This window comes from Pectobacterium sp. F1-1, assembly GCF_025643735.1.
Classification (GTDB): domain Bacteria; phylum Pseudomonadota; class Gammaproteobacteria; order Enterobacterales; family Enterobacteriaceae; genus Pectobacterium; species Pectobacterium colocasium.
This window is the reverse complement of sequence record NZ_CP104733.1, coordinates 3550833-3563870: the sequence shown is the minus strand read 5'-3', so window position 1 is coordinate 3563870 and position 13038 is coordinate 3550833. Positions and strand designations below refer to the sequence as shown.

Here is a 13038-nt window from a genome sequence, read left to right as displayed (position 1 = left end):
ATCGTAGAAATAAAAAACCCGCGAAATTCGCGGGTTTTTTGCTTTTATCGGAAATGCCTGCCGTATGGTAAGGATTACCGATAAGCGGGATTAGAGGCAACAGAGTAACGGCCGCTGCCCACCAGCATGATGATAATGCCAGCAAAGAAATAGAGTGCTTCCAGTTCCAGCGCCCAGGCGCCAACGTCGGTTAGGGTGAAGAATTTACCCGTGCCAACCATCAGCGTTGCCACAACCAGCGTCAGCGCGGCAATCAGGCCGGAAATACGGGTAAATACGCCCAGAATAATCAGAATCGGTGCAACGACTTCGCCCACGTAGACACCGTAAGCGATAAAACCTGGCAGGCCTGCGCCTTGCAGCATCTGTACGATCCAACCCACACCGTGCTCAATTTTTGCTACGCCGTGAAACAGCAGCAGAATACCCACGGTTAAACGCAGTAAAAGTTTACCTGCATCGGGATGATCGGTTAAACGCGTGAACCACTGATTCAACTGAGAAATCATACTAGACAACCTCGTGAGTTAGCGAAAAGTGCTAAAGTGCTATTGGATATAAGGCGGCAGTGTCGTCGATTTAACGCCTGAATAGAAAACAAATAAATTTGATATTTTCTGTCAAAAAATTAGGTGAAGCGCGTCAACCTGGATAAGCATCACACCGCGATTTTAGAGGGCTAACGATAGATGGGCGTTCAACACCCATCTATCGCTGATGTTTGAGAAGGCACGTAATGGCAGTGCAGAACATCACGCTGCCGTATCGGCTACCTTGCGTTTCAATAGTCAATCGAATACGTCAGAGCGAATGTGCGCCCTTGTGCTGGCAGACTGGAAAGTTTGCCATAGGTGGCTTCGGCCTGCTGGCTGTAGACGGTTTTATAGTCACGATTGGCCAGATTGTAGATGCCAAAGCCAACTTGGCCGCCCAACAACGGAGCATGCGCGATGAGGTCGAACACGGTATAACCCTGAATCTTGGCTGCTGGCGTGGAACGGATGCTTGAGCTGACAGCTGCGGATTTGGCGTCATTATAAGCGCGGTCGGTTCCGCCGACGGTCAGGGATTGCAGACGTAATCCGTATCCATCAGCGAATGTCCAGTCGCTGTATAACGTGGCTTTCAGCGGAGCGACTCGGAACGCGTTGAGTTCGCGCCATTTGCCAGCGGCGTCTTTATATTCGCCTCGGGTATAGGCAAGCGTGCCGCCAACATTCCAGCTTTCAGACAGCGGATATTGCAGGTTGCCTTCCATGCCCCAAATACGTTCGTCGGTATCGGCTACTGATACACTGTAGTCACGGTTGAACTGCACCACTTTATCGGACGTGTTGTAGAACGCAGTAACGCCAGCATTCAGGCCACGGTTATCCCTCATACGCCAACCGAGCTCATAGTTGTTGACTTTGATGGAGTCGATACTGTCGCCGTTAATGGTGAATGTCGCTGGTACGTCGCGCAACATGCGCTGTGTGTCGGGCAGGCTGAAGCCTTGAGAAAAATTGGTGAATAACTGATGAGTATCGGTCAACTGGTACACTAATCCCAGGTTATACAACGTTTCGCCGTGCTTCACTTGACCGCCTTCTAACTGCCTGGCCTGATAGCCAGCTACCCGATCTGCCGTGATGGCTTCGCTGTAAGGCGTTGAGGTGGAAACCTTGTTGCGGATGATCTCGTGGCGCAGACCCGCCTGTAGGTTAAGACGTTGAGTCAGCGCATAGTCCGATTGCAAGAATAGGCCGGTTTTGTCCACTTGAACATCCGGCCCCATGGCGTAACGGTTTTCGGCTTGATAACGCAAGCCGTTACTGGCGATGAAGGTGTTGATACCATAGGACTGCCCACTCTGGCTGTCTTTTTCCTGTTCGTAGTCAAGACCATAGGTTAACTGTAGGTCACGTCCTGCCAGACTTAGGTTCTTTTGCAATGCGGTACGCACTCCCCAGACATCAATATCCGTATTCGATTGCATTGCTACATACGTGCTGCCGCCAGGCAGCGCTGAGTGTGTGACCGCAGAGACGGAAGGGAACCAGCGTGATTGCTCTTTGCGATAATAGGCCTCAGCTGTCAGTTGCTGACCGCCCAGTATGTCTCGATTCTGGTATTGGGTATTGAAACCGTAATGCCGGGTACGGGGTTGGTCGTCAAGTTGCAGCCCTTTGATGCCCTTGAGGCTGGGCTGAAACGTTGCGGGAGTGAACAGTGCGGCCAATCCGGGGCCATAATCGGGGCCGTAGTCGCTGTCTTGCTCATCATTGTAATACCTGAACGCGCCGCTCAACTGCTGGTTGTCATCCAGATTCCAGGTTAGCCGACTGTTGAAATCGAGACTGGTCGTGTTCTGACGATCGGTTTGGGCGATTTCCGGCCCGATTCGATCGCCGTGGGCATTGCGCATGTCCCCTTGTGAGGTATAGCTCAGTCCGGCAAAACCGCTGACGTCATCGTTATGGAAAGAGGCGGTTTGCGTACCGCTGTAAGCCAGATCGGATGTAGACGGCTTATCTACGCTTTTCAATCCAAACTGACTGCTGAAAGCATAAGGTTCATCATCGGCGTTACGGGTGATGATATTGATTATGCCGCCCGTAGCACCCGCGCCATAGAGGCTTGTGGCACCCGATACGACTTCGACACGTTCGATCATTGTCGGTGAGATGCTGTTGAGCTGCCGCGAACCGTCACGCGAGCCGGTGAGTGGCACGCCGTCGATCATGACCTGTACCGTGCGTCCGCGCATGGTCATACCGTAGTTACTGGTGGTCCCGGAAGCGGTAGCCAGGCCAGGTACTAACTGACCGAGAATATCGGCAGTAGACCTGCCTGCGGAGGATTGTTTGGCGATATCTTCGCGTTCAATGCTGTAAACCGTCCCGGCGATGTCGGCAATGTTTTTCACCGAGCGGGCAGCCGTTACCGTCATGACATCGGTGTCCTGCACGGGAGGCGTATCGGTCTGTGCATATACCTGAGCACTGATGGCCAGACTCAAGAAGGTTACCCGCGCGGGGGGCGCAAGATATCGCATAATGTCTCCTGAATAACTGAATGATAAGGGTTAAATAGTTTTGGTCAGATGTTGTCTGATGAGCGGTCGGCACAGCAGAACGCTAAGTAGCGACAGCACGCCGAGCAGCAGATAATAAGCGCCATAGCCCAGCCCTGCGGCGAGAAAGCCGGAAAGCGAACCGCCAAGGAAAAACACCAGAAGTTCAAAGCACACCAGCACGGTGAAGTCGGTGCCTGCCTGTTGACGGGAGCACAGGCGCATGAACAGCGCATAAAGGCTGGTCATCGCCATGTAGCGGATCGCCAACATCACGATGACCAGTGTGCCGAGCCAAAATCCTGACATCATGGCTGAGCCGCTGTAGAGCAGCGCGGCGAGCAACAGATAGACGCCGCTGCGCAGCCAGCCAGCGCGAACCAGCAGTACGTCGGACGAGTAACGTTTGAGCGCCCATGCGGTGATGACAGCACTCAGCAACCCGGCTCCCGCTCCCGCCACCGACATCAAAAGGCCGATTTCCACCAGTGTCCATTGCTGATCGACCAGCAGCGGAGTCAGCATTGCCATGGCGGGGGCTTCAACCAGTCGGTAAAGCAGAATGAGCAGTAAAGCCCAGCGTATTTCACGACGCCTGAACGTATTGGCGAAATTTGGGCGTTCGGATGCCGGGGATAGTTGCGGACGTTCATTAATCCAGGTGACGGCGATCATGGTCAGTGCAGTTAATACCGCCAGAGACAGCAAGGCGCTGCGCCAGCCGGACAATTGATACAACAGCAGGATGCCAGCTCCGCCGATCATGCTGCCCAGCGCCACGCCGATGCTTTGCGCCATGCTTCCAAGACGATGCTCGGATTCTGCCAGTGATTCCACCGTATAGCCGTCGATGGCGATATCCTGTGTGGCAGCCCAGGTCGAGATCCATAACCCAATCAGTACGAAGGGAAGCAAGCCATAATCCAATCCGGTGAACGCCAGAACCAATACACCGCCTGCCAGTGCGAGTTGCGTCAGCCATAACCAGGTGCGACGACGCCCCAGCACAGGCAGATAGTAACGGTCAATTACCGGTGCCCAGATAAATTTGCAGGCCCAAGGCAGATAAAGCAGTGAAAGCATGCCTATCCAGCGTAGATCCACTCCCTGGCTACGCAGAATGCTCGGTAGAGCGACGTTGTAGAAATACAGCGGCAGGGCATGCGCTAAATAGAGAATCACGATCGCCGTCAGCCCTAATCGGCCGATCGGCGCGAACTCACTCGCTCGTTTCATCATTCACCCATGCCCATCATGCGTTCAGCAATCCAGTGATAGCCACTGGACCTCTCAAGTGTGACGAAGTACGGCACGCCCCAGGTTCGGTGTAGGGCGGGGACATCCAGACGAGCCTGTTCGGCTGCGTCACGGGCAATGCGCACCAGACCACGGCAGTAGTGCTGAAACGCGGGTTTGTGCTGTCGATACCAGAATGCCTGAATGGATCGGTAATCGGGAGCGAACTCGGTGTGCGCTAGCGTGCTAGCGATGAAGAAAAAGGGTTGTTTCGATTCGAGAAGCTGCTCAATGCACGCCAGCCATTCACGTATTTCCTCTGCGCTGACACTCTCCTGAAACACCGCGTCGACCAGCGCGGTTTGCGTGACACGTAAAACCATGCGTTGTTACCCTTAAAATGAAAAATGTCACAGACCTTAGACAGTCGATTGCCGTCATGTTACAAATGAGAATACTTCTAATTCAAATCGTTCGCTTAGGCTAAAAAAAGAAAAAGTTAGGCGCGACGATATTTATTCAGGTACGTTTCATGCGTGTATTCACCTGCGACCAATTAAGTCAGGCAGCCAGTGAACAGGGAGGAAAGCTGCATTTCGGCCAGGAGTTGCCGAGCGACCAGCCCGTGTTGGCTGGTTGGCAGCGGATTCAGTCCTTGGGTAATGGTCTGGTACTGTATCTGAGCCAGAGTGAAGATTTGATCGATGCGTTTAGTCAGAATTTGCTGTCACCGGGTATTACTGCCGCATTTCTGCTCCAGGGGCAAGCGGATGTGAGTCTGGCTGGTCAGCGTCTGCGTTTCGATGCTCATTCCGCCCGTCAGCGCGCAATGCTAGTTAATCTGACGGATAGCGATCAGTTTCAACGTCATTGGCAGGCGGGCCGACGGGAAACCAAGATCTGCCTGAGTTTCAGCCCTGCCTGGTTTGAACGGTTTGCCAACGAGAGTGGCCTGTGCAGCAGCAGTTTGCTGCAATTCAGGCGTGCGCACTGGCAAAGCCTGTCATGGCAACCCGCTCCGGATGTCCTGCAACGTGCCTGTCGGCTGGTTTTCGACGATCGGTCTCCGGTTTCGCTTATCCAGCGTTTGCAATGCGAGAGTTTTGCGCTGGATCTGGCGACGGATATATTACGGAGTATTGATGCGTCGCCCCAGCAAAAGCGTTTTGGCGCTCACCTTGAATGTTGCCTGATACGCTTGAAAGACTGGCTGGATAGCGGAGAAGCCGATCGCCTGAGCATCAGCCAGATGGCTAAGACGTTGGGGACTAACCCGGTTGATTTGCAGAATGGTTTTCGTACCCGTAACGGTATCACTATTGCTGCCTACCTACGTAAGCATCGGCTGGAACGAGCCTATCAGGCGCTCCACCGACATGCCGTGTCTGTCGATGAAGCGGCCGCGCTGGCGTGCTATGAACATGTCAGTAGTTTCAGCGCTGCGTTTAAGAAGCAGTATGGATTCCCGCCTTCACAGGTCAAATAGGGTAGGGTCACCATCATGATGGTTGGGTGGCTCCCTAGCTTCAATTATTTTTTCATTTTGATTTTGGTAATACATCAAAATAGGTGAGATGTGCAGGCTGATGTTATCGCTCGACTTGCCCTTCGCGTTAATGCGAACGAGGTAGTTTGGTTTGAAATACAGATGAAACAGAGAAATAGAATATTTGATGGATTTACTTTAGAGAGGAATCACTTTGCGGAAGTGGTGGGTCGTGCAGGATGACTCGGCCTTTGGCCTCGCCCCTTTGGGGTCAACGCTGGCGCGTTGCTGTCTCGCTTCGCTCGGCTCGAACCTGAACGCAGCTTCTCACCTGCACGATAAGTGCGGTAAGTAAAATTTAATGGATTTACTTCAGAGAGGAATCACTTTGCGGAAGTGGTGGGTCGTGCAGGATGACTCGGCCTTTGGCCTCGCCCCTTTGGGGTCAACGCTGGCGCGTTGCTGTCTCGCTTCGCTCGGCTCGAACCTGAACGCAGCTTCTCACCTGCACGATAAGTGCGGTAAGTAAAATTTAATGGATTTACTTCAGAGAGGAATCACTTTGCGGAAGTGGTGGGTCGTGCAGGATTCGAACCTGCGACCAATTGATTAAAAGTCAACTGCTCTACCGACTGAGCTAACGACCCGCAGAAGTGGTGGGTGATGACGGGATCGAACCGCCGACCCCCTCCTTGTAAGGGAGGTGCTCTCCCAGCTGAGCTAATCACCCACTTCTGAACTACATTTACTTCTTGATTTACTTCAACTTCTAATAAGAAGACCAGCTGGTATGAGATTGGTGGGTGATGACGGGATCGAACCGCCGACCCCCTCCTTGTAAGGGAGGTGCTCTCCCAGCTGAGCTAATCACCCAATCTCAAATCTTCTTACTCTACACAGCGAGACACTTTTACATAAATTTCGTAAAGAGTGGTGGGTGATGACGGGATCGAACCGCCGACCCCCTCCTTGTAAGGGAGGTGCTCTCCCAGCTGAGCTAATCACCCCCGCTGTGTGGAGTCGCATTATAGGGATCCTTGAATGTGAGTCAACGCTTTTTAAAACTAAAATGATTGTTCGTTGCAAAATTAGGCAAGGCGTCGTATTTATCGCCGCTAGCGCTGCATCCTTGCGCAATTTAGCCTGCTATCTTGTTATTTCCGCCAGAATAAAAGCACGGGCGGCATGTTACGGCGTTGAGGAATCGAAGCAGAGTGATAGAATGTTGCCCACTTTTGTTCTCTGAGCTTATGTCGGTCTGTGCCGACAGCCGTTGCGTAATAAGGCTGTAATCCCAAATGAAAATCAAAACCCGTTTTGCCCCTAGTCCTACTGGCTATCTTCATGTCGGTGGCGCTCGTACCGCGCTTTACTCTTGGCTGTTTGCCCGTCATCAGGACGGCGAGTTCGTGCTGCGTATTGAAGATACCGATCTGGAGCGTTCAACCCAAGACGCGATTGATGCCATTATGGATGGTATGAACTGGCTGAGCCTGAACTGGGATGAAGGCCCGTACTACCAGACTAAACGTTTTGACCGTTATAACGCGGTTATTGACCAGATGTTGGAAAACGGAACGGCATATAAATGCTACTGCTCTAAAGAGCGTCTGGAAGCGCTGCGTGAACAGCAGATGGAAAACGGCGAAAAACCGCGTTATGACGGCCATTGCCGTGGTTCTCACGAGCATCATGCTGATGATGAGCCACACGTTGTGCGTTTCCTTAACCCGCAGGAAGGTTCGGTCATCTTCAATGACCGCATTCGCGGGCCGATCGAATTCAGCAATCAGGAACTCGACGATCTGATTATCCGCCGCACCGACGGCTCACCAACCTACAATTTCTGTGTCGTTATCGATGACTGGGATATGGAAATCACGCACGTTATTCGTGGTGAAGACCATATCAATAACACGCCGCGCCAGATTAACATTCTGAAAGCGTTGGGCGCACCGGTGCCGGAATATGCGCATGTGTCGATGATTCTGGGCGATGATGGCAAGAAATTGTCCAAACGTCACGGTGCGGTTGGAGTGATGCAATACCGCGATGACGGCTATCTGCCGGAAGCGTTGCTGAACTATCTGGTGCGTTTAGGCTGGTCATCTGGCGATCAGGAAATCTTCTCTATTGATGAGATGAAGTCTCTGTTCTCGCTGGACGCCGTCAGCAAGTCTGCGAGCGCTTTCAATACTGAGAAGCTGCAATGGTTGAACCATCACTATATTAACCATTTACCAGCAGAATACGTGGCAACGCATTTGTCATGGCATATTGAGCAAGCTGGAATTGATACCCGTACCGGACCGCAGTTGAGTGAATTGGTTGGCCTGTTGGGCGAACGTTGCAAAACGCTGAAAGAAATGGCGGACTCTTGCCGTTATTTCTATGAAGATTTTGCTGAGTTTGATGCCGATGCTGCGAAGAAACATCTGCGTCCGGTTGCACGTCAACCGCTTGAGCTGGTACGTGAGAAGCTGGCAGCGATTACCGATTGGACGGCGGAGAACATTCATCACGCCATTCAGGGCACGGCAGATGAACTGGGTCAAGGCATGGGTAAAGTCGGTATGCCACTGCGCGTTGCGGTTACGGGGGCAGGCCAATCTCCGGGTGTTGATGTGACAGTGCATGCGATTGGTCAGCAGCGTTCGCTGACGCGTATTGATAAAGCGCTGGCGTTCATTAGCGAGCGTGAAGCACAGCAGTAATCGCTGTTGCGTAAATAGCGCTATACAAAACGAACCCCGGCCTGAGAGTCGGGGTTTTTTTATTGTTTTATCTGAGAACCGTTTTATTTGAGAACGGTGCTGCCTGATAACTATTCACCAGCGATAGCGACCGCTTTGCCGATGGCATCTGGGATCACGTCGCCGTGTCCTTTACCGGGGAACAGAATAAAGTCAGTTTTTGTGCCCTGTTCGTTGAGCTGCGCGACCAGCGTTTTTGCCCTTTCCACCATTTTTCTTTGGCTGAGTCGTTCTGCCCGCTTCTCATCGACCGGTTTACCCGCCTGTGTTTTCACAGGCTCATCCTCATTTTCCCCAACTGTGACAGTAATTGATAACGGCGATGTGGAAAGCAGCGGCGTTCTGGCGGGAACCACAACGCCATTTCCCCACCAGATAGATGGGCTGGCGGCAACATAACGCTGGAAAGATTCGGTGTGGTTAAAAAGCGTATAGAGCGTAAACAGACCGCCGAAAGAGTGCCCAGCCAGCGTTTGTTTTTGCTTATTGACGGCGTAGTTTGCTTCAACCCAGGGTTTTACCGTGGATTGCAGGAATTGGTAAAACGCCTCCGCTTCGCCGCCCGCGGCAAAATCTGGGTCGGTAATGGTGGTTGGTGGCGTGTAGTCGCGCGTGCGAGCGGGAACATCGTAAGGTTTATCGATCGGATAACCGATCGCGACAATCAGCGGTGCCGCGCCGTTTTTTGCGTTATAGCTGTTTACGGCAACAGGAAACTGGGCATTGCCATCCAGCATATACAGAACCGGATAGCCACCTTCTGGTGCCGGGTGGCGGGGAAGTGCGATAAAAAGTCGATAAGCATGTTGCGCGTCGCTTTTCATCTCGACTTGCCTGATCTCAAATTGAGCTTTTGCGTGTTCGGTAATATCAGGAATGGTTGGCTGTGCCCGGACGGGCAAAATACCAGACGCTGATACTATCAGAGAGAATACAATCATAGGAAAATAGCGCATGTGATGGGGCTTATAGTAGAAGGCAGAAGCGTAACGTAGAGTGATGATAATAAATCGCGTTATCGTTAGCAGCTTTTTATTGTGCTTATGATGGGACAACATCGAAATTGTCGTCTGTTTTTTCTCACCTTTGGCGTCTTTTTCAGCGGTTAATCGGATTACCGGATTTAGCCGTTGACACTGTTAATCGGGTTTCATATTATGCGACGCGTTCGCACAGTACTCGCCTTTACGGTGATGCTGTAAGATACGGGGCTATAGCTCAGCTGGGAGAGCGCTTGCATGGCATGCAAGAGGTCAGCGGTTCGATCCCGCTTAGCTCCACCAAACACTCCCTCTGTTTGGTTGATTATCACGAACATTCCACACATTGTGGGGCTATAGCTCAGCTGGGAGAGCGCTTGCATGGCATGCAAGAGGTCAGCGGTTCGATCCCGCTTAGCTCCACCAAATTCTCTTATCCTTTCTTATTATCCTGTTATCTCGATTTATTCCGATTCAATCGACATGCTTAATTTGCTCAATACGTTTGTCAGTAATTGCGTGTGAGCGGTTCTTTGTGAATGTTTCCTTATAAAGGATCGCTGGTCGCCCTCGTGCTTTGAAGGCAACCAAACCGTTATCGCTTAGGCCTCTTCTGGAAGCCTTGGCGTCCAGTCTATTGGCGATAGCCCTTGCTGCTCGAGAAGCCGGTTAGCCTGCGAAAAATGTTTGCAGCCGAGGAAACCGCGGTGTGCAGACAGTGGAGAAGGGTGCGGCGATTTCAGAATATGGTGGCGCCGTTGGTCAATAATATTGCCTTTCTTCTGGGCATGCGAACCCCACAGCAGAAAGACCAGACCTTCCCGTTGCTCATTGAGTGCCGCAATCACTCGGTCGGTAAACGTTTCCCAGCCCAGATTAGCATGCGAATGTGCCTGCCCGGCTTCAACGGTTAATACCGTATTGAGCAGTAAAACGCCTTGCTCTGCCCAGCTTTGTAGAAAGCCGTGTCGTGGAATTTCAAATCCAGGGATGTCGTTCGCCAATTCTTTATAAATATTGGCCAGAGAAGGCGGAGCGGGTACGCCTCGACGGACAGAAAATGACAGCCCGTGTGCCTGATTCGGGCCGTGATAGGGGTCTTGCCCCAGAATGACGACTTTGACCTGATGCAGTTCGGTAAAGCGGAATGCGTTGAAAACATCCTTCTGCGGGGGATAGATAGTCTTACCCGCGGCACGCTCTTTTCCAACGAATTCAAGGGTATCGATAAAATAAGGCTGCTGCTTTTCTTGTGCCAGCACGTCATGCCAGGTGAGAGAGGTCGCCATCATGCACTCTTCTTTTACAGGTTTAATGGTGTTGTGGGTAGCTTACCGATCTATCGTGCCTAGGTAAAACCGTAACCGTCGTTCTCTGGATGAAAAGGGCTTTCTTTGAAAAAAAATTGAAAATTTACAAAAATATTTGCAACTTGGCGTTCTGGTAAAATTGATATAAAACAATAAATTGCCTTCGTGTGGTGGCATGGTGGGGTTTTAAAATTGATTTAAGTCAAGGATGCTTGGCTATCAGGCTGGTATATAAGAAGGCAGATACAAACGGTTTTATACGATCGTTACGAAATTCGTCAATTTTTACCGATAACGATGTTAACTAAATCAGTTTTAACTAAGACAATAACACGCCGTTTTACGGAGGCAATTATGGTTACGGGTATTCAAATCACCAAGGCTAACGACAGCGCGCTGATCAATTCTTTCTGGTTGCTGGACGAAGAAAAATCACAGGCGCGTTGCGTGTGTGCTAAATCAGGCTATAGCGAAGATCAAATCGTTCCAGTGAGCGATCTGGGTCAGATCGAATATCGTGAAATTCCGCTGGAAATCAAACCTGAAGTGCGTGTGGAAGGCGGTCAGCACCTGAACGTGAACGTTCTGCGCCGTGAGACGCTGGAAGATGCCGTTAAGCATCCAGAAAAATATCCACAGCTGACCATCCGTGTATCTGGCTATGCTGTGCGTTTCAACTCACTGACGCCAGAACAGCAGCGCGATGTTATCGCCCGTACTTTTACTGCAAGCCTGTAAGTTGTTACTGAAGTCTTAACAAGAAGGGAGCCGAAGCTCTAATGCCGATCGTTTAAGGATCAGTTGAACGATCCAGCCGTTGGTGTAAAAAAGGTTCATGACATTCATGGACCTTTTTTTATGCAACTTTCTCAGGCTCTTGGCATTATCAATCTTACTGCGCCGGAACAGATTCACACTCTGGCTGATCTCCTGCCCCTTAGCATGATTGAACAGGCATTAACGCTCACTGATACCGTCACGCTGCGCAAGCGAAAACTTCCCCTTGAGTCCATGGTGTGGCTGGTTATTGGCATGGCCGTATTCAATCAGCGCCCTCTTTCCCACATCGTTAATCTCATGGATATCGCTGATCGCTCCGGCACCCCGTTCATCGCCCCCAGTTCAGTCATACAACGGCGGCAGACGCTCGGTGAGGCTGCTGTCAGAGAACTGTTTGATATCACACAACGACACTGGAACGAACAGGCTCAGCACCCACAATGGCATGGGCTTAACCTCTTTGCCGTCGACGGTGTGGTCTGGCAAACGCAGGATACACCGGAAAATGAGGCGGCCTTCGGCAAGGCCTCCAATCAGCACGGCGACAAGGGTTACCCGCAGGTGAGAATGGCTTGCCTGATGGAACTGAGCAGTCATCTGATAACCGCCAGTGCGTTCGGCCGCTACGATGTCAACGAGATGCGGCTGGCAGCAGAGCTGACCGGAAAAACACCCGATAACAGCATTACCCTGTTCGACAAAGGGTTTTACTCCGTCGGTTTACTGCATCACTGGCGAACAGCAGGGGAAAATCGGCACTGGCTGCTGCCGTTGAAGAAAAATACGCAATACGAAGTGATAAGCAAGCTGGGCAGGCAAGACAGACTGGTACGGATAAAGACATCGCCGCAGGCGCGTAAACAATGGGCGACGCTGCCGGAGAGCATCACAGCGCGGTTGTTAACGAAGACGATAGAAGGAAAAACGCGAGAGGTGCTGACGTCACTGACGGACCCGATGCGTTATCCGGCGGCGGAGGTGAACGCCCTTTACGCTCACCGATGGGAAATCGAGTTGGGATATCGCGAGGCGAAACAAGGCTTGCTGGGTAACAGGTGGCATTTACGGAGCAGACTGCCGGAAATGGTGAGGCAGGAGTTGTGGGGCGTGCTGCTGACGTACAATCTGGTGCGTTATCAGATGGTGAAAATGGCGTTTACGCTGAAAGGGGATTACCTGCCGTATCAGTTGAGCTTCAGCGGCGCCCTGACGGAAATCTGGCGATTACTTATCGGTCTGCCGGGTTCATCACCGGGTGCGATACCAGGACATCTGAAGCATTTTTATGAGCAGGCAATCTATCTGGTATTGCCGTTAAGAAGGGAGCGAAGTTACCCCCGAGAAATCAGGGGAAGACGAGCGAAATATCCGTTAAAAAACAATGCCGGTCACCTTAAGTGACCGGCATTAGCCGAAGCTCCCTTTTTTACATCTGTGT

At 51.6% G+C, this 13038-nt stretch carries 10 protein-coding genes, 6 tRNA genes and 2 other RNA genes; 6 read left to right on the top strand and 12 right to left on the bottom strand.

Features of this window, described 5'->3' with window-relative positions:
• Positions 1-74: 74 nt before the first annotated feature.
• The 4 genes from NAL19_RS15880 to NAL19_RS15865 form a co-directional block, all read right to left on the bottom strand.
• On the bottom strand, positions 75-509 hold the full coding sequence (locus NAL19_RS15880; RefSeq protein WP_225085464.1) for a DoxX family protein: 435 nt from the start codon (positions 507-509) through the stop codon (positions 75-77).
• Positions 510-781: 272 nt separating this feature from the next.
• Positions 782-3037: a TonB-dependent receptor gene (locus NAL19_RS15875; RefSeq protein WP_263057849.1), complete on the bottom strand. Its 2256-nt coding sequence runs from the start codon at positions 3035-3037 to the stop codon at positions 782-784.
• A 30-nt stretch (positions 3038-3067) separates the two neighbouring features.
• Positions 3068-4294, bottom strand: coding sequence for an MFS transporter (locus NAL19_RS15870; protein ID WP_263057848.1), 1227 nt, complete (start codon positions 4292-4294; stop codon positions 3068-3070).
• A complete protein-coding gene (locus NAL19_RS15865; protein ID WP_225085461.1) occupies positions 4291-4674 on the bottom strand; it encodes a hypothetical protein in 384 nt (127 codons plus the stop codon). Before NAL19_RS15865 ends, NAL19_RS15870 begins: the two co-directional genes overlap by 4 nt.
• A 149-nt stretch (positions 4675-4823) precedes the next feature.
• Here NAL19_RS15865 and NAL19_RS15860 point away from each other — a divergent pair, with 149 nt between their 5' ends.
• On the top strand, positions 4824-5777 hold the full coding sequence (locus NAL19_RS15860; RefSeq protein ID WP_225085460.1) for a helix-turn-helix domain-containing protein: 954 nt from the start codon (positions 4824-4826) through the stop codon (positions 5775-5777).
• Positions 5778-6000: 223 nt separating this feature from the next.
• Here the strand turns inward: NAL19_RS15860 and NAL19_RS15855 are convergent.
• The 6 genes from NAL19_RS15855 to NAL19_RS15830 form a co-directional block, all read right to left on the bottom strand.
• Positions 6001-6128, bottom strand: a non-coding RNA gene (locus tag NAL19_RS15855) — RtT sRNA.
• A 46-nt stretch (positions 6129-6174) separates the two neighbouring features.
• Positions 6175-6302: non-coding RNA, RtT sRNA (locus NAL19_RS15850), on the bottom strand.
• A gap of 46 nt (positions 6303-6348) precedes the next feature.
• A tRNA-Lys gene (locus tag NAL19_RS15845) sits at positions 6349-6424 on the bottom strand.
• A 7-nt stretch (positions 6425-6431) separates the two neighbouring features.
• Positions 6432-6507: transfer RNA gene (locus tag NAL19_RS15840), tRNA-Val, on the bottom strand.
• Positions 6508-6574: 67 nt separating this feature from the next.
• A tRNA-Val gene (locus tag NAL19_RS15835) sits at positions 6575-6650 on the bottom strand.
• Between the two features lie 58 nt (positions 6651-6708).
• A tRNA-Val gene (locus NAL19_RS15830) sits at positions 6709-6784 on the bottom strand.
• Positions 6785-7075: 291 nt separating this feature from the next.
• On the opposite strand from NAL19_RS15830, the gene gltX reads away from it, so the two are divergent.
• A complete protein-coding gene (gltX, locus tag NAL19_RS15825; protein WP_263057847.1) occupies positions 7076-8491 on the top strand; it encodes a glutamate--tRNA ligase in 1416 nt (471 codons plus the stop codon).
• 110 nt (positions 8492-8601) lie between these two features.
• On the opposite strand, the gene NAL19_RS15820 is transcribed toward gltX, so the two are convergent.
• Positions 8602-9354 carry an alpha/beta hydrolase gene (locus tag NAL19_RS15820; protein WP_263057846.1) on the bottom strand — a complete coding sequence of 251 codons (753 nt, stop codon included), beginning with the start codon at positions 9352-9354 and terminating at the stop codon, positions 8602-8604.
• Positions 9355-9737: 383 nt separating this feature from the next.
• Between NAL19_RS15820 and NAL19_RS15815 the strand changes: the two genes are divergently transcribed.
• Positions 9738-9813 (top strand) — tRNA-Ala (locus tag NAL19_RS15815).
• A 47-nt stretch (positions 9814-9860) separates the two neighbouring features.
• A tRNA-Ala gene (locus NAL19_RS15810) sits at positions 9861-9936 on the top strand.
• Between the two features lie 176 nt (positions 9937-10112).
• Here NAL19_RS15810 and ung read toward each other — a convergent pair.
• On the bottom strand, positions 10113-10799 hold the full coding sequence (gene ung, locus NAL19_RS15805; RefSeq protein WP_263059735.1) for a uracil-DNA glycosylase: 687 nt from the start codon (positions 10797-10799) through the stop codon (positions 10113-10115).
• A gap of 375 nt (positions 10800-11174) precedes the next feature.
• On the opposite strand from ung, the gene grcA reads away from it, so the two are divergent.
• Together grcA and NAL19_RS15795 are read left to right on the top strand one after the other, a co-directional pair.
• The gene (gene grcA, locus NAL19_RS15800) at positions 11175-11558 is read left to right on the top strand and encodes an autonomous glycyl radical cofactor GrcA (protein WP_263057845.1); all 384 of its coding nucleotides are present in this window, start codon (positions 11175-11177) and stop codon (positions 11556-11558) included.
• Positions 11559-11678: 120 nt separating this feature from the next.
• Complete coding sequence (locus tag NAL19_RS15795; protein WP_263057844.1) at positions 11679-13001, top strand: IS4 family transposase; 1323 nt, start codon at positions 11679-11681, stop codon at positions 12999-13001.
• Positions 13002-13038 lie beyond the last annotated feature (37 nt).

Excerpts from the sequence above, each read along its gene's own strand:
- NAL19_RS15870 (WP_263057848.1), bottom strand. The coding sequence starts at position 4,294 with ATGATGAAACGAGCGAGTGAGTTCGCGCCGATCGGCCGATTAGGGCTG.
- NAL19_RS15860 (WP_225085460.1), top strand. The coding sequence starts at position 4,824 with ATGCGTGTATTCACCTGCGACCAATTAAGTCAGGCAGCCAGTGAACAG.
- NAL19_RS15865 (WP_225085461.1), bottom strand. The coding sequence starts at position 4,674 with ATGGTTTTACGTGTCACGCAAACCGCGCTGGTCGACGCGGTGTTTCAG.
- NAL19_RS15875 (WP_263057849.1), bottom strand. The coding sequence starts at position 3,037 with ATGCGATATCTTGCGCCCCCCGCGCGGGTAACCTTCTTGAGTCTGGCC.
- NAL19_RS15795 (WP_263057844.1), top strand. The coding sequence starts at position 11,679 with ATGCAACTTTCTCAGGCTCTTGGCATTATCAATCTTACTGCGCCGGAA.
- ung (WP_263059735.1), bottom strand. The coding sequence starts at position 10,799 with ATGGCGACCTCTCTCACCTGGCATGACGTGCTGGCACAAGAAAAGCAG.
- NAL19_RS15820 (WP_263057846.1), bottom strand. The coding sequence starts at position 9,354 with ATGAAAAGCGACGCGCAACATGCTTATCGACTTTTTATCGCACTTCCC.
- gltX (WP_263057847.1), top strand. The coding sequence starts at position 7,076 with ATGAAAATCAAAACCCGTTTTGCCCCTAGTCCTACTGGCTATCTTCAT.
- grcA (WP_263057845.1), top strand. The coding sequence starts at position 11,175 with ATGGTTACGGGTATTCAAATCACCAAGGCTAACGACAGCGCGCTGATC.
- NAL19_RS15880 (WP_225085464.1), bottom strand. The coding sequence starts at position 509 with ATGATTTCTCAGTTGAATCAGTGGTTCACGCGTTTAACCGATCATCCC.